The sequence below is a fragment of the Streptomyces sp. NPDC048664 genome, from assembly GCF_040650555.1.
Classification (GTDB): domain Bacteria; phylum Actinomycetota; class Actinomycetes; order Streptomycetales; family Streptomycetaceae; genus Streptomyces.
The window spans coordinates 264,037-285,086 of sequence record NZ_JBEZHK010000003.1 but is presented as its reverse complement, the minus strand read 5'-3'; the positions used below and the strand labels follow the sequence as shown (position 1 = coordinate 285,086).

The 21,050-nt window shown below is 72.6% G+C and carries 20 protein-coding genes; 11 read left to right on the top strand and 9 right to left on the bottom strand.

All coding sequences use genetic code 11. The features are described from left to right. Positions 1–26 precede the first annotated feature (26 nt). Both AB0C59_RS05020 and AB0C59_RS05015 read right to left on the bottom strand, forming a co-directional pair. A complete protein-coding gene (locus AB0C59_RS05020) occupies positions 27–809 on the bottom strand; it encodes an ABC transporter permease (RefSeq protein WP_363001097.1) in 783 nt (260 codons plus the stop codon). Next, on the bottom strand, positions 806–1,771 hold the full coding sequence (locus AB0C59_RS05015; RefSeq protein WP_363001095.1) for an ATP-binding cassette domain-containing protein: 966 nt from the start codon (positions 1,769–1,771) through the stop codon (positions 806–808). The genes AB0C59_RS05020 and AB0C59_RS05015 overlap by 4 nt, the downstream gene beginning before the upstream one ends. 62 nt (positions 1,772–1,833) lie before the next feature. Between AB0C59_RS05015 and AB0C59_RS05010 the strand changes: the two genes are divergently transcribed. After that, positions 1,834–2,550 (top strand): TetR/AcrR family transcriptional regulator C-terminal domain-containing protein, encoded by a 717-nt coding sequence (locus AB0C59_RS05010; RefSeq protein WP_363001093.1) that lies wholly within the window; start codon positions 1,834–1,836, stop codon positions 2,548–2,550. A 22-nt stretch (positions 2,551–2,572) separates the two neighbouring features. Here AB0C59_RS05010 and AB0C59_RS05005 read toward each other — a convergent pair whose 3' ends face one another. From AB0C59_RS05005 to hmgA, 3 genes are read right to left on the bottom strand one after another with little or no spacing between them, the layout of a single operon-like run. Further along, the gene (locus AB0C59_RS05005) at positions 2,573–3,751 is read right to left on the bottom strand and encodes a type ISP restriction/modification enzyme (RefSeq protein WP_363001091.1); all 1,179 of its coding nucleotides are present in this window, start codon (positions 3,749–3,751) and stop codon (positions 2,573–2,575) included. A 13-nt stretch (positions 3,752–3,764) separates the two neighbouring features. Further along, on the bottom strand, positions 3,765–4,514 hold the full coding sequence (locus AB0C59_RS05000) for a GntR family transcriptional regulator (RefSeq protein ID WP_363001089.1): 750 nt from the start codon (positions 4,512–4,514) through the stop codon (positions 3,765–3,767). A gap of 27 nt (positions 4,515–4,541) precedes the next feature. Further along, positions 4,542–5,858, bottom strand: a complete 1,317-nt coding sequence (hmgA, locus tag AB0C59_RS04995; protein WP_363001087.1) for a homogentisate 1,2-dioxygenase — start codon at positions 5,856–5,858, stop codon at positions 4,542–4,544. A 149-nt stretch (positions 5,859–6,007) separates the two neighbouring features. Here hmgA and AB0C59_RS04990 point away from each other — a divergent pair, with 149 nt between their 5' ends. The 3 genes from AB0C59_RS04990 (at position 6,008) to AB0C59_RS04980 (ending at position 9,201) form a co-directional block, all read left to right on the top strand. After that, positions 6,008–6,646 (top strand): TetR/AcrR family transcriptional regulator, encoded by a 639-nt coding sequence (locus AB0C59_RS04990; RefSeq protein WP_363001085.1) that lies wholly within the window; start codon positions 6,008–6,010, stop codon positions 6,644–6,646. A 72-nt stretch (positions 6,647–6,718) separates the two neighbouring features. Further along, entirely contained in the window at positions 6,719–8,116 is a 1,398-nt protein-coding gene (locus tag AB0C59_RS04985; RefSeq protein WP_363001083.1) for an aldehyde dehydrogenase family protein, read from the top strand. A gap of 5 nt (positions 8,117–8,121) precedes the next feature. Beyond that, positions 8,122–9,201: a Zn-dependent alcohol dehydrogenase gene (locus AB0C59_RS04980; RefSeq protein ID WP_363001268.1), complete on the top strand. Its 1,080-nt coding sequence runs from the start codon at positions 8,122–8,124 to the stop codon at positions 9,199–9,201. A 25-nt stretch (positions 9,202–9,226) separates the two neighbouring features. Here AB0C59_RS04980 and AB0C59_RS04975 read toward each other — a convergent pair whose 3' ends face one another. Beyond that, on the bottom strand, positions 9,227–9,880 hold the full coding sequence (locus tag AB0C59_RS04975) for a TetR/AcrR family transcriptional regulator (protein ID WP_363001081.1): 654 nt from the start codon (positions 9,878–9,880) through the stop codon (positions 9,227–9,229). 86 nt (positions 9,881–9,966) lie between these two features. On the opposite strand from AB0C59_RS04975, the gene AB0C59_RS04970 reads away from it, so the two are divergent. From AB0C59_RS04970 to AB0C59_RS04960, 3 genes are all read left to right on the top strand, one after another. Continuing rightward, positions 9,967–11,118 carry an acyl-CoA dehydrogenase family protein gene (locus tag AB0C59_RS04970; protein WP_363001079.1) on the top strand — a complete coding sequence of 384 codons (1,152 nt, stop codon included), beginning with the start codon at positions 9,967–9,969 and terminating at the stop codon, positions 11,116–11,118. Between the two features lie 66 nt (positions 11,119–11,184). Continuing rightward, positions 11,185–11,472 (top strand): YiaA/YiaB family inner membrane protein, encoded by a 288-nt coding sequence (locus AB0C59_RS04965; protein ID WP_363001077.1) that lies wholly within the window; start codon positions 11,185–11,187, stop codon positions 11,470–11,472. A gap of 90 nt (positions 11,473–11,562) precedes the next feature. Further along, a complete protein-coding gene (locus AB0C59_RS04960) occupies positions 11,563–12,201 on the top strand; it encodes a TetR/AcrR family transcriptional regulator (protein ID WP_363001075.1) in 639 nt (212 codons plus the stop codon). A gap of 19 nt (positions 12,202–12,220) precedes the next feature. Here AB0C59_RS04960 and AB0C59_RS04955 read toward each other — a convergent pair whose 3' ends face one another. After that, positions 12,221–12,682, bottom strand: coding sequence for a MaoC family dehydratase (locus AB0C59_RS04955; protein ID WP_363001074.1), 462 nt, complete (start codon positions 12,680–12,682; stop codon positions 12,221–12,223). A gap of 157 nt (positions 12,683–12,839) precedes the next feature. Then, complete coding sequence (locus AB0C59_RS04950; protein ID WP_363001072.1) at positions 12,840–13,442, bottom strand: hypothetical protein; 603 nt, start codon at positions 13,440–13,442, stop codon at positions 12,840–12,842. A gap of 225 nt (positions 13,443–13,667) precedes the next feature. Here AB0C59_RS04950 and AB0C59_RS04945 point away from each other — a divergent pair, with 225 nt between their 5' ends. Beyond that, positions 13,668–16,469 carry a penicillin acylase family protein gene (locus AB0C59_RS04945; RefSeq protein WP_363001070.1) on the top strand — a complete coding sequence of 934 codons (2,802 nt, stop codon included), beginning with the start codon at positions 13,668–13,670 and terminating at the stop codon, positions 16,467–16,469. A 27-nt stretch (positions 16,470–16,496) separates the two neighbouring features. Here AB0C59_RS04945 and AB0C59_RS04940 read toward each other — a convergent pair whose 3' ends face one another. Further along, positions 16,497–17,834: a serine-threonine protein kinase gene (locus AB0C59_RS04940; RefSeq protein ID WP_363001068.1), complete on the bottom strand. Its 1,338-nt coding sequence runs from the start codon at positions 17,832–17,834 to the stop codon at positions 16,497–16,499. Positions 17,835–17,980: 146 nt separating this feature from the next. Between AB0C59_RS04940 and AB0C59_RS04935 the strand changes: the two genes are divergently transcribed. The 3 genes from AB0C59_RS04935 to AB0C59_RS04925 are packed head-to-tail and all read left to right on the top strand — an operon-like array spanning position 17,981 to position 21,024. Then, positions 17,981–18,733 carry an SDR family oxidoreductase gene (locus tag AB0C59_RS04935; protein WP_363001266.1) on the top strand — a complete coding sequence of 251 codons (753 nt, stop codon included), beginning with the start codon at positions 17,981–17,983 and terminating at the stop codon, positions 18,731–18,733. After that, positions 18,730–20,388 (top strand): AMP-binding protein, encoded by a 1,659-nt coding sequence (locus tag AB0C59_RS04930; RefSeq protein ID WP_363001066.1) that lies wholly within the window; start codon positions 18,730–18,732, stop codon positions 20,386–20,388. Before AB0C59_RS04935 ends, AB0C59_RS04930 begins: the two co-directional genes overlap by 4 nt. A 42-nt stretch (positions 20,389–20,430) precedes the next feature. Next, complete coding sequence (locus AB0C59_RS04925) at positions 20,431–21,024, top strand: TetR/AcrR family transcriptional regulator (protein ID WP_363001064.1); 594 nt, start codon at positions 20,431–20,433, stop codon at positions 21,022–21,024. Positions 21,025–21,050: the final 26 nt, after the last annotated feature.

Genomic DNA, 21,050 nt, shown 5'->3' with positions numbered 1-21,050 from the left:
GCAGGCGCCGGCACTCCCGGCGGCCGTCAGCGCCCTTCGCGCGCGTGCCGGCGGACCGCGAGCGGGCAGAACACCAGGAGCAGCGCCGCGCACCAGGCCAGCGATCCGGCGACCGGATGCGCGACCGGCCAGGCGGCGCCGTGCGGCACCGGGGAGGTCCCGAACAGGTCGCGCAGGGCCGTGGCCACCGCGCTGATCGGGTTCCACTCGGCGAGCACGCGCAGCCGGCCCGGCAGCCGGTCGGTCGGGATGTAGGCGTTGGACAGCAGGGGCAGGACGAAGGTCGCGCCGCCCAGCTGCCCGGCCGCCTCCTCGCTCCGGCTGAGCAGCCCGAGGAGGATCCCCACCCAGGTGCAGGCGAACCGGAACAGCAGCAACAAGCACACCGCTCCCGCCACTTCGGGGGCCGACCCGGTCACGCGCCAGCCCATGGCGAGCCCGACCAGCAGCAGCGGCACCGTGCCGGCGGCGGTGACGACGAGGTCGGCCACCGCCTGCCCGAGCGGCACCGCGGCCCGGCTGATCGGCAGGGTGCGAAGCCGGTCCGTCACGCCGCGGTGGGAGTCCTGGGCCGCCTGGAACATCCCGGTCATGACCCCGCCCGCGGCGGTCGCGGTCAGCAGCCCGGACACCAGGAAGTTCCGGTACTCCTGGTGGGGCATCGCGACCGCGCTGCCGAAGACGTACCCGAAGAACAGCAGCATCATGATCGGCATGGTCTGACCGAGGACGGCCAGACCCGGGTTGTTGCGGACCTGCCTGAGTCGGCGGCCGAGCATCGCCCGACCGTCGTACGCCCATGTGCTCATGCCGCGAACTTCCTGCTTCCGGGGGCGTCGGGAAGGCCGCCGGTCAGGCGCAGGTACACGTCGTCCAGCGTCGGCGGTCTCAGGGTCGCGTCGAGCAGGGGGACGCCCGCCGCGTCGAGTTCGCGCACCAGGCGGGGCAGCGTCAGCGTGGTGTCCGTGGTGAGGGCGCCGACGGTGTTGCGGTCGTGGTCGAGTGCGGGCTCGCCGCCCGTCAGCCGGTCGATCACGCCCGCCGCCCGCGCCAGAGCGTCCCGGTGGGAGACGACCACCTCCGCGTACGTCCCGATGAGTCCCTTGAGCTGCGCGGGCGTTCCCGTGTGGGCGACGCGGCCCTGGTCCAGCACCGCGATGTCGTCGGCGAGCCGGTCGGCCTCCTCCAGGTACTGCGTGGTCAGCAGCACGCTCGTGCCCTGCGCCGTGAGGGCGCGCACCTCCTCCCAGATCCGGTTCCGGCTCTCCGGGTCGAGACCGGTCGTGGGCTCGTCCAGGAACAGGACGTCGGGGCGGCGCACGAGGCTCGCCGCCAGGTCCAGGCGGCGCCGCATACCGCCGGAGTAGGTGGACGCGGGCCGGTCGGCCGCCTCGGCGAGCCCGAACCGGCCGAGCAGCTCCTCGGCCCGCGCCGCCGCGTCGCGCACCCGGTGCAGCCGCGCGAACAACCGCAGGTTCTGCCGCCCCGTCAGGTCCCCGTCGACCGAGACGTGCTGGCCGGTGACACCGATCCCGCGGCGCACCCGAGCCGGCTGCCGCACCAGGTCGTGCCCCGCGACCCGGGCCGACCCCGCGTCCGGGCGCAGCAGCGTCGTCAGCAGCCTGACGGCCGTGGTCTTGCCCGCTCCGTTCGGGCCGAGCAGCCCGCAGACGGTGCCCTCGGCGACGGCCAGATCCAACCCCCGTACGGCGCGGACGTCGCCGAAGCGCTTCTCCAGACCCTCACTAAGTACAGCGTACGTAGTAATCATGGGTCGACCATAGCGCACTACGTACGCTGTACGTAACTAGGATGGGGGTGAGGTGATGACCGATGGCGGGCCGAGCGGCCGAACCCCAAGTGATCTGGACCCGTCCCGAGCGGGCGGGCCGAGGCCCCAGGCCGGCCCACAGTCGCGCCGACATCGCGGCGGCCGCGGTGCGCATCGCCGACGCCGAGGGCCTCGACGCGGTCTCGATGCGGCATGTCGCGGCCGAACTGGGCTGCGGCACCATGTCGCTCTACAACTACGTCCCCCGCAAGGAGGACCTGTACGAGCTGATGGTCGACGCGGTCAGCGGTGAGCACGAGCTGTGGGAGCCCTCGGGGGACTGGCGCGCCGACATGCTGAGGGTCGCGCACCAGACGCGCGGTCTCATGCGGCGCCATCCCTGGCTGCCGCGCCTGATGTCGTCCTTCTACGGCTTCAGCCCCAACGCGCTGCGGTACGTGGAGCACTGCCTGGCGTGCCTCGACCCGCTCGACGTGTCCGGCGGCACCAGGGTGGAACTGTTCGCGATGCTCAACAGCGTGGTCACCATGTTCGTGGCGAACGAGCTGGCCACCGCCGAGCGCGCGCGGTCGCTGCCGTGGTCGCCGGAACGGGAGAGCGCGATGCGGGGGGAGTACCTCCGGGAGCGGATCGCCTCGGGCGCCTACCCGAGGCTGGCGGCGGTGTTCGCGGAGGGGGCCGCCGCGGGGGCCGTCGATCCCGAGGCGGTGTTCGAGCGTGCCGTCGCACGGGTGCTGGACGGCTTCGGGGGCGGGTGAGCGCGGGGACGGGCGGGAGGGGTCAGAGCAGGGCGAACTGGCCCTCGGGGCCTTCCTCCTGGTGGTCCAGGACGGAGGCCGGGCGGCGCGCGGGCGCCGGTACCGGTAGGACGCCCGCCGCGTGCAGCTCCTCGGCCGTGAGGCAGGCCGCCGGGCGCAGATCCGCCTGCCGGGGGCCCAGCTCCGCCAGCAGCGCCAGGACCGTGATCAGGTCGAGGAGTTCGGAGGTCCAGGACTGGGGCCAGGCGGTCGGGCGGATCGCCTCCAGGGTGCCCGGAGCGGCCTCGGCGGTCCTGCCCGCGAACCACTGCTCCAGCACCCGCGCCCCGCTCACCTCGAAGTCCCAGGCGGCCGCCGGCACCGGGCTGATCCGGCCCTCGCCGACGCACAGAGCCTCCTCGTCCCGGTCGTAGTGGAGTGTCGGGGGGCGCGCGGGCAGCGGGGCGCGCACGTACGGGCGGCGGCCGCCCGGCAGCTTCGGGCGTTCGCCGTCCCGGCGCATCAGCCAGAGCATGCGGTGGCCCAGTTCCACCCCGCGCCCGAACAGGTCCGGGTCCTCGGGGAGCGGGACGGCCGCACCGCCCGGTCCGGGACGCGCCGCCGCCACGATCCACGCGAGGACGTCCACGGGTGCCACGGGAAGGCCCAGCCGGGCGCCCAGCAGATCCAACAGGCCCGGTGCCAGGTTCGGTTCGGTGCCGCCGGGGCGGCGGTACAGCGGGCGGATCAGCCCGGTGCGCAGCAGGGGCGGCAGGGACGTCGCCAGCAGGAGCGGGCCGGTGGCGCCGGGCGGAGGGGAGGTCTCCACCGCGAAGACCTGGTGCTCGTCCGCCACCCGCCACAACTCCGGCCGCGCCACGTCGATCAGGCGGTGGTCGGGGATCAGCCACTGCTCGTCGAACGGCGCGAGCAGTACGCGTTCCGGCTCCGGGCAGGGGCCCTCGGCGCGGGCCAGTTTCCGGGTGCCGCCCGAGGGGCGGCCCGGCAGCTGCCCCACCGCCGAGTGCGGTGTGCGGGCCCGTGTGGGCTCGAACAGCGCCTCCCGGTCGTCTCCTTCGGCCCGCATCAGGGCGTCCCACCGCGCCTTCAGCGAGGCCGCGTCCGGCGCCGACGGCCAGGCGCGTCCCGGTCGCAGTGGGGCGACGGACCACGGCATGAGGTCCGCGAGCAGCGGAGCGTCGTCGTGCGTCACGCTGGGCATCGTACGACGGTGGTCAGGTCGCTTCGAGGGTGACCGTGAAGGAGAACCGGTCCCCGCGGTAGTGGATCACGGCGACGTCCAGCGGGCGCCCCGCGGCGTCGTAGGTGATGCCCGTGTAGTGCAGGATCGGGCTGAGCAGCGGCACGTCGAGCAGCCGGGCCGTGTCCGGATCGGCCAGCCGCGCCTGCACGGTGTCCGTGATGCGCCCGATGTCCGCCCCGACGGCGTCGCGCAGCACCTTGGTCATGGGCCAGCGCAGGAGGTCCTCGTGGTCGATGCGCTCGGCCAGTTCGGGACGGACGTAGTTGCGGGCGTGGTTGGTCGGCTCGCCGGTCTTCTCGTCGCCGCGCAGCCGGTGGTACGTCGCCACCTCGGTCAGGTCCGGGAAGTACTCGGCGAGTTCCGTCGGCACCGGCGCCGTGCCGTGCTCCAGCAGCTCGGTCGTCATCCCGGACTGCTGGGCCACGATCGCGTCCACCGAGCCCAGCAGCCGCACCGGGGCGCCCTGGACCGCGCCGGGCTCGATGAACGTGCCCCGTCTGCGGTGACGGGTGATGAGACCCTCGGCCTCCAACTCCTTGAGCGCCTGCCGCATGGTCAGCACGCTCACCCCGTAGTGCCCCGCCAACTGCTCCTCGGTGGGCAGGCGCAGCGGGGCCCGGGGCGAGCGGCCGAGTATGGAGGCGCGCAGCGACTGGGACACCTGGTACCACAGCGGCAGCTTGCGGTTCAGGACGAGCGAGTCGGGGGCGAAGGAGGTCACGGGGCTGTCCGTAGCGGTCCGCGCGGCTCAGCGCGAGGGGCGGAAGTGGCGCTCGAGACCCTGCCACACATCGTCGTAGCCGCGCTGCAGATGGTCCGCGCGTGCGGCGTGCGGCGTCAGGGTCAGCGGCCAGCGGGTCTCGAACATGAACGCCAGCCCGTCGTCGATCTTCTGGGGCTTCAGCTCGGCGGCGCTGGCCTTCTCGAACGTCTCCCGGTCCGGGCCGTGCGCCGACATCATGTTGTGCAGCGAGCCGCCGCCCGGCACGAAGCCCTCCGCCTTGGCGTCGTAGGCGCCCTCGATCAGCCCCATGTACTCGCTCATCACGTTGCGGTGGAAGTACGGCGGCCGGAACGTGTCCTCGCCCACCAGCCAGCGCGGCGCGAAGACGACGAAGTCGACCCCCGCGAGGCCGGGGGTGTCGCTCGGCGAGGTCAGCACCGTGAAGATGGAGGGGTCCGGGTGGTCGTGGCTGATGCTGCCGATGACGTTGAAGCGGCGCAGGTCGTAGACGTAGGGCACGTGGTTTCCGTGCCAGGCGACGACATCGAGCGGCGAGTGGTCGTACATCGCCGTCCAGAGGTTGCCGCAGAACTTGTTCACCACCTCCACCGGGCCCTCCACGTCCTCGTACGCGGCGACCGGCGCCCGGAAGTCACGGGCGGAGGCTAGGCCGTTGGCGCCGATGGGGCCGAGGTCGGGCAGCCGGAAGGGGGCACCGTAGTTCTCGCACACATAGCCGCGCGCCCACTCGTCCAGCAGCTCCACGCGGAAGCGGACACCGCGCGGGACGAGCGCCACCTCGGAGGGCTCCACGCGCAGCATCCCGAACTCCGTGCGCAGCAGCAGGCCGCCGTGCTCGGGGACGATCAGCAGTTCGCCGTCGGAGTCGCTGAGGACGCGGTGCATGGAGGCGTTGGCGTGGTACAGGTGCACGGCCATGCCGGTGCGCTGGGTGACGTCGCCGTTGCCGCCCAGGGTCCACAGGCCGCCCAGGAAGTCGGTCCCCGGCGGGGGCTCGGGCAGGGGGTTCCAGCGCAGCCGGTTGGGGTCGGGCACCGTCTCCGTGAACGGTCCCGAGCGAGTCGCGCCGTTGTCCGCGCGGCTGAACTGCGGGTGGGCGGCCGAGGGACGGATGCGGTACAGCCACGAGCGGCGGTTGTGCGCCCTCGGCTCGGTGAACGCCGAGCCGCTGAGCTGCTCCGCGTACAGCCCGAGCGGGGCGCGCTGCGGCGAGTTGCGGCCCTCGGGCAGCGCGCCCGGGATCGCCTCCGAGCCGTGCTCGTTGCCGAAGCCGGAGAGATAGGACAGCCCCTCCGCGATCTTCCTCGCGTCCCCGTTCATCGCCGCTCCCTCGCCACAGTGATTCCTCTGCATCACCGTAGGATTCCGGGGGTGGGTGCGCAAGGGGGTGGCGTGGGCCGGCTGAGTGTTCGCGGTGTCGAACCTCGTACACAGGGGCGAGGTTCACCGGATCCCGGCGGAGAGGCATCATGAAACCCGTGCCCCGAGCGACCACGCTGCGCCGCGCGCCCGTCCAGCGCCGCAGTCTTGAGCGGCTGACCAGGATTCTCGACGCCTGCGCCGCCCTGCTGGACGACGTCGGCTACGACGACCTCACCACCCGGGCCGTGGCCCTGCGCGCCGGGGTGCCCATCGGCTCCGTGTACCGCTTCTTCGGCAACAAGCGGGCGATGGTGGACGCTCTCGCGCAGCGCAACCTGGAGCGCTACACCGAGCGCGTGGCGCTGCGTCTGGCCGCCGGTGGCGCGGGGGGCGGCTGGGTGGCCGACATGGACGTGGTGCTCGACGAGTACCTCGACATGAAGCGCACGGCGCCCGGCTTCTCGCTCGTCGACTTCGGCAACCAGATCCCGGTCGGCGCGCGGCACGCCGAGCCCAATCACCTCGTCGCCGACCGGCTGACGGGGTTGCTCGCGGCGCGGCTGGGGCGGGAGCCGGACGAGGATCTGCGGCGCGCCGTCCTGATCGCGGTGGAAACCGCGGACACGCTGGTCCACCTGGCGTTCCGGGTGGACCCGGAGGGCGACGAGAAGATCATCACCGAGATGCGACTGCTGCTGAGGGCGTATCTGGGAAGGGTGCTGGGCGGCCGGAGCGAGCCGAGCTGAGGGCCTGGCGGCGCAAAACTGACACCGCTAGTTTTGGTCGCGACGCGCACGGCCGGGAGGAAGACGAGGACGATGAAGGCACACGAGGGCATGTACATCGCCGGGGCCTGGCGCCCCGCCGCCGGCGAGGACGTCCTGGAGGTCGTCAACCCGGCCGACGAGCAGGTCATCGCCCACGTTCCGGCCGGCACCGCCGAGGACGTCGACGCCGCCGTACGAGCGGCCCGCGCCGCCCTCCCCGCCTGGGCCGCCACCCCGCCCGCCGAGCGCGCCGCCCGCCTCGCCGCGCTCAGGGACGCCCTCGCGGCCCGCAAGGACGAGATCGCCGAGACCGTGACGGCGGAACTGGGCTCGCCGCCGGCGTTCTCCCAGGCCGTCCACGTCGGTCTGCCGATCCTGGTGGCCGGTTCGTACGCCGAACTGGCCGCGAGCCACCCCTTCGAGGAGAAGGTCGGCCACTCCGTCGTCCATCAGGAGCCGATCGGTGTCGTGGGCGCCATCACGCCCTGGAACTACCCCCTCCACCAGATCGTCGCCAAGGTCGCCCCCGCCCTCGCGGCCGGCTGCACGGTCGTCCTCAAGCCCGCCGAGGACACCCCGCTGACCGCGCGGCTCTTCGCCGAGGCGGTCCACGAGGCGGGCGTGCCGGCAGGGGTCTTCAACCTCGTCACGGGGCTCGGCCCGGTCGCCGGCCAGGCGCTCGCCGAGCACGAGGGCGTGGACCTGGTGTCGTTCACCGGCTCGACCGCGGTGGGCCGGCGGATCGGTGCGACGGCCGGCGCGGCCGTGAAGAAGGTGGCCCTGGAACTCGGCGGCAAGTCCGCCAACGTCATCCTGCCGAGCGCCGACCTCGTCAAGGCGGTGAACGTGGGCGTCGCCAACGTCATGTCCAACTCCGGCCAGACGTGCAGCGCCTGGACCCGGATGCTGGTGCACCGGGAGCGCTACGAGGAGGCCGTCGAACTCGCCGCCGCCGCGGCGGCGAAGTACGGCGACCGCATCGGCCCCGTGGTCAACGCCCGGCAGCGGGACCGGGTGCGCGGCTACATCGACAAGGGCCTGGAGGAGGGCGCCCGCCTGGTCGTCGGCGGCACCGAACCCCCCGTCGCACGCGGCTACTTCGTCCGGCCCACGGTCTTCGCCGACGTGACCCCCGGGATGACGATCGCCCAGGAGGAGATCTTCGGCCCGGTGCTCTCGATCCTGGCCTACGAGGACGAGGACGACGCCGTGCGCATCGCCAACGGCACGGTGTACGGCCTCGCCGGTGCCGTGTGGGCGGCCGACGACGCCGAGGCCGCCGCGTTCGCGCGCAGGCTGGACACCGGCCAGGTCGACATCAACGGCGGCCGCTTCAACCCCTCCGCCCCGTTCGGCGGTTACAAGCAGTCGGGGGTGGGCCGCGAACTCGGGGCGCACGGCCTCGCCGAGTACCTGCAGACCAAGTCCCTTCAGTTCCAGGAGCGATGACCGAGATGGTCCGTGCCGCCGTACTGCCCGCCGTCGGTGCCCCGTTGGAGGTCACCGGCATCGAACTCCCCGAGCCCGGCCCCGGCCGGGTCCGCGTCCGGCTGGCCGCCGCCGGGGTCTGCCACTCGGACCTGTCCCTGTCCAACGGCACCATGAGGGTGCCGGTCCCCGCGGTCCTCGGCCATGAGGGCGCGGGCACCGTGGTGGCGGTGGGGGAGGGTGTCGACCATGTCGCGCCCGGCACCGACGTGGTCCTGAACTGGGCCCCCTCCTGCGGAGGTTGCCATGCCTGCGCGCGCGGGGAGGTGTGGCTGTGCGCCAACGCGCTCAGCGGCGCGGGAGAGGTCCACGCCCGCCGCGAGGACGGCACGGACCTCTACCCCGGCCTGAACGTGGCCGCCTTCGCGCAGGAGACGGTGGTCGCCGCGTCCTGCGTCCTCCCGGTGCCCGACGGTGTGCCGCTGACCGACGCGGCCCTGCTGGGCTGCGCCGTGCTCACGGGTTACGGCGCGGTGCACCACTCGGCGAAGGTGCGGCCGGGGGAGAGCGTCGCGGTGTTCGGCGCCGGCGGCGTCGGCCTCGCGGCACTCCAGTCCGCGCGGATCGCCGGCGCGGAGCGGATCATCGCCGTGGACGTGTCCCCCGAGAAGGAGCAACTGGCGCGGCGGGCCGGCGCCACGGACTTCGTCCTCGCCGGCGACACCACGCCCCGCGAGATCCGCGCTCTCACGGACAAGCAGGGCGTGGACGTGGCCGTGGAATGCGCGGGCCGGGCGGTCGCCATCCGCGCCGCATGGGACTCCACGCGGCGCGGGGGCCGTACGACGGTCGTCGGGATCGGCGGCAAGGACCAGCAGGTCACGTTCAACGCCCTGGAGCTCTTCCACTGGGGCCGCACGCTCGCCGGCTGCGTCTACGGCGACTGCGACCCGGCCGTGGACCTCCCGGTGCTCGCGGAGCACGTGCGGGCCGGCCGACTGGACCTGGGCGCCCTGGTGACGGAGCGGATCACGCTCGACGAGATCCCGGCGGCGTTCGACAACATGCTCAGGGGCAGGGGCGGCAGGTCCCTCGTGGTGTTCTAGGGGTGCTGTCCCTCATCCCGCGCCGTCAGGCGGTGCCCTGTGCCGGGCGCCTCACCTGCGCGAACTGCTGCTCGAGGCCGTCGAGCAGCGCCGTCAGGCCCGTCTCGAAGGCCCGTTCGTCGATCCTGCTCTGCCGCTCGGAGAGCAGGTGGGCCTGCCCGAGGTGCGGGTAGTCGGCGGGGTCGTAGGCCCGCTCGTCGTCCACGAACCCGCCCGCGAACGAGCCGAGCGCGGATCCGAGGACGAAGTAGCGCATCAGCGCGCCGATGGAGGTGGCCTGCGCGGGCGGCCAGCCCGCCTCGACCATCGCGCCGTAGACGGCGTCCGCCAGGCGCAGTCCGGCCGGGCGGCGGCCGGGCCCGCGGGCCAGCACCGGCACGATGTTGGGGTGGTCGCGCAGCGCCGCCCGGTAGGAGGCCGCCCAGTCGCGCAGCGCGGTCCGCCAGGATCCGCACGACTCGAACATCGACAGGTCGACCTGCGCGCTGACCGAGTCCGCGACCGCCTCCAGGATGTCGTCCTTGGTGCGGAAGTGGTTGTAGAGGGAGGGGCCGCTGACCCCGAGTTCCGCCGCGAGCCGGCGGGTGGAGACGGCCGCGAGGCCTTCCGCGTCCACCAGGGCACGCGCCGTGGTCACGATGCGGTCGGCGCTCAGGAGGGGCTTGTGCGGTCGGGCCATGGCGCACATAGTAGGGCTGCCGGCGAGAAACTAGCAGTGTTAATTTAACGATGCATGTTTCCGTGACTTCCCCGAGGTGAGGCGTCGTGAACCTGGAGCTCAGCGAGGAGCAGGCGGCCGTGCGGCGCCTGGCCGAGGACTTCGTGGCCCGCGAGATCACCCCGCACGTCGCGGCCTGGGACCGGGCCGAGGAAGTGGACCGGTCCATCGTCGCGAAGCTGGGCCGCGTCGGGTTCCTGGGGCTCACCGTCGACGAGGAGTACGGCGGCTCGGGCGGCGACCACCTCGCGTACTGCCTGGTCACCGAGGAGCTGGGCCGGGGGGACTCGTCCGTGCGCGGCATCGTCTCCGTGTCGCTGGGGCTCGTCGCCAAGACGATCGCCGCGTGGGGCGACGAGGAGCAGAAGCGGCGCTGGCTGCCGGGACTGACCTCCGGCGCGTACGTGGGGTGCTTCGGGCTCACCGAACCGGGCACCGGCTCCGACGCGGGCAACCTCACCACGCGCGCCGTGCGCGACGGCGACGACTACGTGATCAACGGCAGCAAGATGTTCATCACGAACGGCATGTGGGCCGACGTGGTGCTCCTGTTCGCCCGCTCCACACAGGCGCCCGGCCACAAGGGCGTCTCGGCCTTCCTCGTACCGGCCGACACCCCCGGCCTGAGCCGCCGGGCCGTCCACGGCAAGCTCGGCCTGCGCGGGCAGACCACCGCCGAACTGGTCCTGAAGGATGTCCGGGTCCCGGCCTCCGCGATGCTCGCGCCCGAGGGCAAGGGGTTCTCCGTGGCCATGTCCGCGCTCGCCAAGGGGCGCATGTCGGTCGCGGCGGGCTGCGTCGGCATCGCCCAGGCGGCCCTGGACGCGGCCGTGCGCCACGCCGGCGAACGCGAGCAGTTCGGCCGGACCATCGCCCACCACCAGCTCGTCCAGGAACTCCTCAGCGACATCGCCGTGGACGTGGACGCGGCGCGGCTGCTGACCTGGCGGGTGGCCGATCTGATCGACCGCGGCCGGCCGTTCGCGGCCGAGTCCTCCAAGGCCAAGCTCTTCTCCTCGGAGGCCGCCGTGCGCGCCGCGAACAACGCCCTCCAGGTCTTCGGCGGCTACGGCTACATCGACGAGTACCCGGTCGGCAAGCTGCTGCGCGACGCCCGGGTGATGACGCTCTACGAGGGCACGAGCCAGATCCAGAAGCTGCTCATCGGCCGCTCCCTGACCGGGGTCTCGGCGTTCTGAGCCTGAGTACGCACCTGAGTACGCGCGCGGATGAGGCCCGGGGCGGGCCGGGGTGATGCTGTCCGCATGAGTGAGAATCCGGTCAGACAGACCAGTACGGCCGCCTACTACGGTCAGGCCGTCGCGTCCTTCTCCATCGCCCTGACGGCAAGCGCGGTGGGGATCTTCCGGCTCCACGCCGACGCCTGGGTGCGGGCCTTCCTCGGGATCGCCGTCCTCTACCTGGTGACCTCGGCCTTCACCCTGGCCAAGGTGATCCGCGACCGGCAGGAGGCCGGCCAGATCGTCAGCCGGGTGGATCAGGCCCGCCTGGAGAACCTGCTGGCCGCGCACGATCCTTTCGAGAAGCGCTGAGCCTGTTTCACGCCGAAGCGGGCGAGCGGACTAAGCGCTCGCTCAGCTTCGGAGGTATGGTGTGCGTCCTGGCATGGGAAGGGGCGAGCGATGACTGCGGCGCAGGAGACGACCGGTGGCGAGGCGCAGCCGTGGGGCGAGGTCACCCCGGACGCGGCCCGGCGGCTGCTGGTCGCCGCCGTGGACGCCTTCGCCGAGCGTGGGTACCACGCCACGACGACGCGTGACATCGCGGGCCGCGCGGGCATGAGCCCCGCCGCGCTCTACATCCACTACAAGACCAAGGAAGAGCTGCTCCACCGCATCAGCCGGATCGGGCACGAGAAGGCGCTGGACATCCTGCGCACCGCGGCGCGCGGCCCGGGCGGCGCGGCCGAGCGGCTCGCCGACGCCGTGAGCTCCTTCGTGCGCTGGCACGCGGCCCAGCACACGGTCGCGCGGGTCGTACAGTACGAGCTGGACGCGCTCGGCCCCGAGTCGCGCGCCGAGATCGTCGCGCTGCGCCGCCAGGTCGACGCCGAGACCCGCGGGATCATCGAGGACGGGGTGGCGGCGGGCGAGTTCGACGTGCCCGACGTGCGCGGCACCACCCTCGCCGTGCTCTCGCTGTGCATCGACGTGGCCCGCTGGTTCAGCGCCGAGGGCCCCCGCACGCCCGACGAGGTCGGCGCGCTCTACGCCGACCTCGTGCTCCGCATGGTGGGGGCGCGCAAGGGTCCCGCGACCTGAGCCCCGGCCGGGCTCGGGGCTAGAAGTAGTAGCGCGCCACCGACTCGGCCACGCACACCGGCTTGTCGCCGCCCTCGCGCTCCACGGTGAAGCCCACCGACACCTGCACCCCGCCCGGTACGTCCTCCACGCCCGTCACCTTCGCGGTGGCGCGCAGTCGGGAGCCGACCGGTACGGGGGCGGGGAAGCGGACCTTGTTGGTGCCGTAGTTGACGCCCATCGTCACGCCGTCGACCCGCATCAGCTGAGGCCCGAACAGGGGGAGCAGCGACAGGGTGAGATAGCCGTGCGCGATGGTCGTGCCGAAGGGGCCCGAGGCGGCCTTCTCCGGGTCCACGTGGATCCACTGGTGGTCGCCCGTGGCCTCGGCGAACAGGTCGATCCGCTTCTGGTCGACCTCCAGCCAGTCGGTGTACCCCAGCTGCTCGCCCACCGCCGACTTGAGCTCGTCGGCGGACATGAAGATCCTCGGCTCTGCCATGCTCCCGGCCTTTCGCGTCACGAAGTCAACAACCCTAAGCAACTGCTTAGCATGGTCGTCGCGGCCGTCCGTGTCAACGATGACGGGACATGGCGAGGGGTTCGCGGTACGGGGGCGCGGCGTCTCCGGCGCACCCCTGCACCCCCCACTCGGGCACTCAGGCCGAGACCAGCAGCCGGGCCCTCCGGGCCCCCGTCAGGGCCTCGGGTGTCAGCACGGGAGCCGGGACCACGATGCCGCAGTCCGCGCAGACGGGGCCCGAGGACGGCTCGTGGTCCAGCTCGTCGTTCCAGACCAGGCGCCCCCCGGCGCACACCGGGCAGGCCGTGCCCGGCTCACGCTCCAGCGCGGCGATGAGCTGCCGCAGCACCTCGGCCAGCGGCTCGTGCGGATGGACGCGCGGGTCGTCGCACCAGGCGACCCCGAAACCTCCCCAGGTCAGCCGGTGCCAGTCGTCCACGCTGCCCGGCCTGCGCAGTCCGTCGTGCTTCTCCTTCCGCCGGCGCTGCGTGAAGTCCGCCTCGTACGCCAGCCAGACGGAGCGGGCCTCCTCCAGTTCGACCAGTGCGGCCACGAGCCGCGCCGGATCGGGGGACCGGTCCTCCGGGCCGAAGCCGGCCCGGGAGCACAGATGGTCCCATGTCGCCCGATGCCCGTAGGGGGCGAACTTCTCCAGGCACTTGCGCAGCGAGTAGCGCCGTAGTGCCAGATCGCACCGCGGATCGCGCACCTGTCTCGCCAGACTCCGGAAACCGGCCATCGCCCTGCACCTCCGTCACACCTGCATCCGTACCGCGGTCACTTCGGCGTCGTCATAAGGACGTCGCCGAATGGACGTATCGACAAGCGGATCGGCTCCATCCGCTTTCCTGCTCCATGTCGGGTCCCAACGTCGTTGATCCGGCAAAAAGTTGACGTCTGCTCATGTTCAATCGCGGCCATACCGGCGGTAACATCCCGCCCACCAACGTCGGGAGAGGCTGCCATGTCACAGCGCACCCCACGCACCACCCTCGCCAGACTGAGAACTCCTCGCAGATTCCCCAAGTTCCTCAAGACCGCGTCTCTATGCGTGCTCGTCGCCGGTCTCTTGTCCCCGGCCGTCACGGGCAGCGCCCAGGCGGCGGCCACCGCGACCTCGGCCGCCGCCGCCAACGACTACTGCGGCGGACAGTGCTCGGACGTCCTCCCACCGGGCGAGAACGGCAACGCCACCCTCGCCCAGATCCTCCTCAACCAGGCCTTCGGCACCCAGCCCGGCCACGCCGAGGACCAGCTCGGCCCCTACGCCGGACTCGCCACCGGCTACTCCTCGGTCACCGACGCGAAGATCAACGACTTCTTCAACGACGCGTCGTTCGGGGTGCCCTCCAACCAGATCGCCTCCACCGAGAAGCCCGCGGGCCGCAGTGACGTGACGATCGTCCGCGACAAGAAGACGGGCGTCCCGCACATCACCGGAACCACCAGGTACGGCACCGAGTTCGGCGCCGGCTACGCCGCGGGCGAGGACCGGCTGTGGCTCATGGACGTCTTCCGGCACGTCGGCCGCGGGCAGCTGACCTCGTTCGCCGGCGGTGCCGCCGCGAACCAGGGACTCGAGCAGGAGTTCTGGCGCAACGCCCCCTACAGCGAGGCCGACCTCCAGGCGCAGATCGACCGGGCCGTCTCCTCCGCTGGCGACCGGGGCCGGCAGGCGATGGACGACGTCAACGCGTACCTCGCGGGCGTCAACGCCTACATCGACGCCTCCGACAGCGGCCGCTACTTCCCCGGCGAGTACGACCTGACCGGCCACAAGGACGCCATCACCAACGCCGGCACCATCGACCACTTCAAGCCGACCGACCTGGTGGCGCTCGCCGCCGTCATCGGCTCGCTCTTCGGGTCCGGTGGCGGCGGTGAGGTGAGCAACGCGGTCTCCCTGCTGGCCGCGCAGTCCAAGTACGGCGTGCAGGAGGGCACCAAGGTCTGGGAGTCCTTCCGCGAGCGCAACGACCCCGAAGCCGCCCTCACCGTCCACGACGGCCGCAGCTTCCCCTACGCGTCCAAGCCGGACAGCCCGCAGGGCGAGGCACTGCCCGACGCCGGTTCGGTGACCCCGGAGCCGCTCGTCTACGACCGCACCGGCAGCGCCGCGACGGCCGGTGCCGCCAAGGCCTCGACGTCCGCCGCGACCACGGCGCTCAGCTCCGCACGGCGCGGCATGTCCAACGCCCTCGTGGTGAGCGGCAAGCACACCGCCAGCGGCCACCCGGTCGCCGTCTTCGGGCCGCAGACCGGCTACTTCGCGCCGCAGCTGCTGATGCTCCAGGAGATCCAGGGGCCGGGCATCAGCGCCCGAGGCGCCTCCTTCGCGGGTCTGAGCATGTACGTCGAACTCGGCCGCGGGCAGGACTACTCGTGGAGCGCCACCACCTCCGGCCAGGACATCATCGACACCTACGCCGTCGAACTGTGCCAGGACGACCACCACTACCTCTACCACGGCACCTGCACGGCCATGGACGAGATCGAGCAGAAGAACGCCTGGAAGCCGACGCTCGCCGACTCCACCGCGGCCGGCTCCTACACGATGCGGGCCTGGCGCACCAAGTACGGCCCCGTGGCCTATCGCGCCACCGTCGGTGGCAAGAAGGTCGCCTACACCACCCTGCGCTCGTCCTATCTGCACGAGGCCGACTCGATCATCGGCTTCCAGATGCTGAACGACCCCGACTACGTCAAGGGCCCGCAGGACTTCCAGAGCGCCGCCCAGCACATCAACTACACGTTCAACTGGTTCTACGCCGACTCCCAGCACACCGCCTACTACAACAGCGGCGACAACCCCGTACGCGCCGCCGGCGTCGACGCGGAGTTCCCGACGTGGGCGCAGCCGGCGTACGAGTGGCGGAACTGGGACCCGGCGACCAACACCGCCGACTACACGCCCCCCTCCGAGCACCCCAACTCCGTCGACCAGGACTACTACATCTCCTGGAACAACAAGCAGGCCAAGGACTACACGACCGCGTCCTGGGGCGACGGCTCGGTCCATCGCGGAGACCTGCTCGAGGACCGGGTGAAGCGGCTGGTGGCGGCCGGCGGCGTGACCCGGACCTCCCTGGTGAAGGCGATGGAGGAGGCCGGACTCACCGACCTGCGCGGCGAGGACGTCCTGCCCACCCTGCTCAGGGTCGTGAACAGCTCGCCGGTCACCGACCCCACGGCCGCCGCGGCGGTGAGCAGGCTGTCCGCCTGGGTGTCCGCGGGCGCCCGGCGCACGGAGACCTCGGCCGGCTCCAAGACGTACGCCGACGCCGACGCGATCCGCACCCTGGACGCCTGGTGGCCGCTGCTGGTGAAGGCCGAGTTCCAACCCGGCCTCGGCAGCGACCTCTACACCGCCTTCACCGGCGACCTGCCGATCGACGAGGCACCCTCGGCCGGGCACGGCCCGACCGGATCGCACGCGGGAAGCTCCTTCCAGTACGGCTGGTGGAGCTATGTCGACAAGGACATCCGCACGGTGCTGGGTGAGCGGGTGCAGGGCCCGCTGGCGCACACCTACTGCGGCGACGGCAGCCTCAGCGCCTGCCGCGACACCCTGATCAGCACCCTCAAGCAGGCGGCGGGCATGACCGCGGCGCAGGTCTACCCGGGCGACGACCAGTGCTCGGCGGGCGACCAGTGGTGTGCCGACTCGATCACGCAGCGCGTGCTGGGCGGCATCAAGCACGGCAGGATCAGCTGGCAGAACCGGCCGACGTTCCAGCAGGTGGTCGAGTACACCTCGCACCGCTAGGCCGCATCGGGCACCGTTGGTACCGCATCAGGCACCGTCGGCCGTACCGGTGCCGGCGGCGGGTCGGATCACCCGGCCCGCCGCCAGCACCACCCGCGCCAGCTCCGGGTGGAGGATGTCGCTGTGCGCCCCGGACGGCGGACCGCCCCGGCGGACCACCGCGGAGGCGTCGACGTTCACGCAGCCCGAGGAGGGCAGCCCGCCCGCGAGGGCGTCCGCCAGCGTGAGAGCGCGGGTGCCGTCCACCGACCGCACCCCGTCGTGCCCCATCGCACCCCACCTGGCCCCCAGCAGCCGCCCGACGTCGAACCCTTCCGTGTCGTACTCCCGCGCGCCGTCCGCGGCCCCACCGGTCATCGACCGGTCGTCCCCGGCCATCCGGGACGCCAGCGGGTACAGCGTGCCGAGCGCCGAGTCGAACCGCGACCAGCAGCACACGAGGGGGCCGTCGACGCGGTGCTGGCGGCCGCCGAGGGCGCCACCGGTGTCCGGGTCGCCGGGCAGGCGGTCGGCGAACGCGTAGTGCGAGAAGGCGCCCTGGAGCAGCGTGAGCGACTTCACCGCCCGTACCCCCTCGGGCAGCCCCCGCAGCGCGAACGACACCAGCCGGCCGCCGAAGCTGTGCCCGACCAGATGCACCCGTACCTCCGGGGCCGCCTGGGCCAGAGCCCCGAGCACGGGCCCGAGCCCCCGCTCCCCGACCGTGCCCGCGCGCCGCTTCATCGCGAAGTAGGTGGCCTGCCGCAGCAGCTCACGCGCCCCGTCCCACACCCCCTTCGGCGTGAACGACAGCCCTTGCACCCCCTCCAGCCCCGTGAGCGCCCGCGCGAAGTCACGGCACACCTCTTCCGTGTCCCCCGTCAGCATCAGCGGATCGCTCCCGGCCCCGCCGGGTACCGGCACGTCCTCGGCGCACAAGGCCTGCGGCCCGTGCGGCGGCACCTCGACGAGCAGCCGTACGAGCCGCCCGAACTCCCGAAGGGGCCGGGCCCCCTCCGGCCGGCGCTCCAGCAGCTCCGCGATGCCCTCCACCACGCCCGCCCGGTCGGGGAACACCCGGAGGAGCGCGTCGCGCGGGAAGTCGGGGATCGGCTCGTCGGGGATCATCACGGAGGGCCAGATGACCCCCACGTACCCCAGGCGCGCCCGGGGCGCGAGGGCGGGGACGGGGGCGAAGAACCGGCTGTAGAGCCGGGTCGCGTCGGACCGCTCGTTGTTCCACCCGTGCGCGAAGACGATCAGGTCCCGCACCCCCCGGTCGCCCACCTCCCCGACCAGCCGCTCCCGTTCGCCCCCGTCCACGTCGCCGTCACCGTCGAAGGTCAGCTCCCAGTAGGGGCGCACACGCACATCCGCCTCGGCCATGTCCGCATGGTCCTGCCGGTGGCGCGAGTTGACCAGGACCCGCGTCGCACCGCATGGCGCACACCCTTCCCCCAGCACATACCGACCGGTTAGTCTGACGGCGCCCGGACTCACCCCCGCACCAAAGGAGCCCCCCGGTGGAACCCATGAAGGACGCGGGAGTGATCGTCACCGGCGCGGGAGCCGGCATCGGCGCGGCCCTGGCCCGCCGCTTCGCCGCCGAAGGCGCCCGCGTCGTCGTCAACGACCTGAACGCCGCCCTGGCCGAGGCCGTGGCCGAGGAGATCGGCGGCATCGCGGTCCCCGGCGACGCCTCCGGGATCGTCCCCGCCGCGCGCGACGCCCTCGGCGGCACCGTGGACGTCTACTGCGCCAACGCCGGCCTCGGCTCCGGCGGCACCGAGGCCGCCCCCGAGGAGGTGTGGGCCCAGGCCTGGGACGTCAACGTCATGGCGCACGTCCGCGCCGCCCACGCCCTCCTGCCCGCGTGGCTGGAACGCGGCAGCGGCCGGTTCGTCTCGACCGTCTCCGCCGCCGGACTGCTCACCATGATCGGCGCCGCGCCGTACAGAGTCACCAAGCACGGCGCCCACGCCTTCGCCGAGTGGCTCTCCCTGACCTACCGCCACCGCGGCCTCAAGGTCCACGCGATCTGCCCCCAGGGCGTGCGCACCGGCATGCTCGACGCCACCGGCAGCGCCGGCGCCCTCGTCCTCACCCCGACCGCCATCGAACCCGAGGACGTCGCCGACGCCCTCTTCGCGGGCATGGCGCAGGACAGATTCCTGATCCTGCCCCACCCCGAGGTCGCCGCCTACTATCAGGCCCGAGCCACCGAACCGGACCGCTGGCTGACCGGCATGAACCACATTCAGCAGAAATGGGAGGAAACCCGGTGAGCGCTTCGCGCTACGCGGCCAAGCCCTGGCTCCACCTGCTGGGCGACGCCCAGCGAGCCCCGGTGGACCCCGCGGACTCCCTGGTGCACGCCCTGCGCGCGGCCCCCGGACAGCGCACCGCCCTGTCGTACTTCGACGGCCGTGTCACCTACGCCGAACTCGACGCGCTCACCGACTCCGTCGCCGGCCACCTGGCCGCCCGCGGCCTGGAGCGCGGCGACCGGGTGGCGATCCTGCTGCAGAACAGCCCGCACTTCGTGCTCGCCCTGATCGGCGCCTGGAAGGCGGGAGCCACCGTGGTGCCCGTCAACCCGATGTACAAGTCGGGCGAGGTCACCCACGTCCTCAAGGACGCCGAGGTGGCCGCCCTGGTGTGCGCGGACCGGGCCTGGGAGGAGTACCTGCGCGACACGGCCGCCGGGACGTCCGTGCGCGTCGTGCTCACCGCCTGCGAACTGGACCTCCAGACCCGGGGCGACACACGTGTCCTGGCCTTCGAGCGGTCGGCGCCGGCCGCCGACACCGACGATCTCGTCACCGTCGCCCGCCAGGGCCGGCCGGCCCCCGAGGGCCGCGACCCCCGGCCCTGCGACATCGCGCTCATCAGCTACACCTCGGGCACGAGCGGCACCCCCAAGGGCGCCACCAACACCCACGCCAACATGATGTACATCGCCGAGCGGCAGCGCACGGGCCTCGCCCTGCCCGAGGCGCCCGTCTACTTCGCACTCGCCCCCCTGTTCCACATCACCGGCATGGTCAGCCAGCTCACCGCCTGCCTCAACAGCGGGGGCACCCTCGTCCTCGCCTACCGGTTCGACGCGGGCGTCGTCCTCGACGCGTTCGCCGAGCACCGCCCGCACTACACCGTCGGCCCCTCCACCGCCTTCATGGCCCTGGCCGCCCACCCCGGCGCCACGCGCGACCACTTCTCCTCCTTCGAGGTCATCGCCTCCGGCGGGGCCCCGCTGCCGCCCGCCCTCGTGGAGACGTTCCGGGCCACCTTCGGCCCCTACGTCCGCAACGGCTACGGCCTCACCGAGTGCACCGCCCCCTGCGCCTCCGTGCCGCCCGGCCGGGAGGCCCCCGTGGACCCCGTCTCCGGGACCCTGGCCGTGGGGGTGCCGGGCGCCGACACGGTCGTCCGCATCCTCGACGAACGCGGCGAGGAGGTGCCGTTCGGGGAGCAGGGCGAGATCGTCGTACGGGGGCCGCAGGTCGTCCCCGGCTACTGGCGGCGCCCCGAGGCCACCGCGGAGGCCTTCCCGGACGGCGAGCTGCGCACGGGTGACATCGGCTTCATGGACGAACAGGGCTGGCTGTACGTCGTGGACCGCAAGAAGGACATGATCAACGCCTCCGGCTTCAAGGTCTGGCCGCGCGAGGTCGAGGACGTCCTGTACACGCACCCCGCGGTGCGCGAGGCGGCCGTCGTCGGGGTGCCGGACGGCTACCGCGGGGAGACCGTGAAGGCCTACGTCAGCCTGCGCCCGGGCCGGGAGACCGCCCCGGACGAACTGGCCGCGTACTGCAGGGAACGACTGGCCGCCTACAAGTATCCGCGGCAGGTGGAGATCCTGCCCGAGCTGCCCAAGACGACGAGTGGGAAGATCCTTCGTCGGGAACTGCGTTCCCGGACACAGACGCCGGGGTAGACACCGAAGCCCTGGCGGTCACGAGAAAGGCAGGTGGCGGCAGTGCCCAGAACGACGGACGGGGACGGTACGCCCGTCCCGCGGCGGCTCCTGGCCGCCGCCACCCGGCTCTTCGCCGACCAGGGCTACGACCGTACGTCCGTACAGGAGATCGTGGAGGCGGCGGGCGTCACCAAGGGCGCGCTGTACCACTACTTCGGGTCCAAGGACGATCTGCTGCACGAGGTGTACGCACGGGTGCTGCGCGTCCAGCAGGAGCGCCTCGACACGTTCGCGGACGCGGACGAACCGGTCGAGAAGCGGTTGCGGGACGCGGCGGCCGACGTCGTCGTCACCACGATCGAGAACCTCGACGACGCGATGATCTTCTTCCGGTCCATGCACCATCTCGGCCCGGAGAAACTCAAGCAGGTGCGCTCCGAGCGCCGCCGCTACCACGAGCGCTTCCGTGCCCTGATCGAGGAGGGGCAGCAGGCGGGCGTCTTCTCCACCGCCACGCCCGCCGACCTCGTCGTGGACTACCACTTCGGCTCGGTGCACCACCTGTCCACCTGGTACCGGCCGGGCGGCCCCCTGACCCCCCAGCAGGTCGCCGACCACCTCGCCGACCTGCTGCTGCGGGCCCTGCGGCCGTGACGCGGCGGGCGGTGGGGCGGACGCCA

Excerpts from the sequence above, each read along its gene's own strand:
- AB0C59_RS05020 (WP_363001097.1), bottom strand. The coding sequence starts at position 809 with ATGAGCACATGGGCGTACGACGGTCGGGCGATGCTCGGCCGCCGACTC.
- AB0C59_RS05015 (WP_363001095.1), bottom strand. The coding sequence starts at position 1,771 with ATGATTACTACGTACGCTGTACTTAGTGAGGGTCTGGAGAAGCGCTTC.
- AB0C59_RS05010 (WP_363001093.1), top strand. The coding sequence starts at position 1,834 with ATGGCGGGCCGAGCGGCCGAACCCCAAGTGATCTGGACCCGTCCCGAG.
- AB0C59_RS05005 (WP_363001091.1), bottom strand. The coding sequence starts at position 3,751 with ATGCCCAGCGTGACGCACGACGACGCTCCGCTGCTCGCGGACCTCATG.
- hmgA (WP_363001087.1), bottom strand. The coding sequence starts at position 5,858 with ATGAACGGGGACGCGAGGAAGATCGCGGAGGGGCTGTCCTATCTCTCC.
- AB0C59_RS04990 (WP_363001085.1), top strand. The coding sequence starts at position 6,008 with ATGAAACCCGTGCCCCGAGCGACCACGCTGCGCCGCGCGCCCGTCCAG.
- AB0C59_RS04985 (WP_363001083.1), top strand. The coding sequence starts at position 6,719 with ATGAAGGCACACGAGGGCATGTACATCGCCGGGGCCTGGCGCCCCGCC.
- AB0C59_RS04980 (WP_363001268.1), top strand. The coding sequence starts at position 8,122 with ATGGTCCGTGCCGCCGTACTGCCCGCCGTCGGTGCCCCGTTGGAGGTC.
- AB0C59_RS04975 (WP_363001081.1), bottom strand. The coding sequence starts at position 9,880 with ATGGCCCGACCGCACAAGCCCCTCCTGAGCGCCGACCGCATCGTGACC.
- AB0C59_RS04965 (WP_363001077.1), top strand. The coding sequence starts at position 11,185 with ATGAGTGAGAATCCGGTCAGACAGACCAGTACGGCCGCCTACTACGGT.
- AB0C59_RS04960 (WP_363001075.1), top strand. The coding sequence starts at position 11,563 with ATGACTGCGGCGCAGGAGACGACCGGTGGCGAGGCGCAGCCGTGGGGC.
- AB0C59_RS04955 (WP_363001074.1), bottom strand. The coding sequence starts at position 12,682 with ATGGCAGAGCCGAGGATCTTCATGTCCGCCGACGAGCTCAAGTCGGCG.
- AB0C59_RS04950 (WP_363001072.1), bottom strand. The coding sequence starts at position 13,442 with ATGGCCGGTTTCCGGAGTCTGGCGAGACAGGTGCGCGATCCGCGGTGC.
- AB0C59_RS04945 (WP_363001070.1), top strand. The coding sequence starts at position 13,668 with ATGTCACAGCGCACCCCACGCACCACCCTCGCCAGACTGAGAACTCCT.
- AB0C59_RS04940 (WP_363001068.1), bottom strand. The coding sequence starts at position 17,834 with ATGGCCGAGGCGGATGTGCGTGTGCGCCCCTACTGGGAGCTGACCTTC.
- AB0C59_RS04935 (WP_363001266.1), top strand. The coding sequence starts at position 17,981 with ATGAAGGACGCGGGAGTGATCGTCACCGGCGCGGGAGCCGGCATCGGC.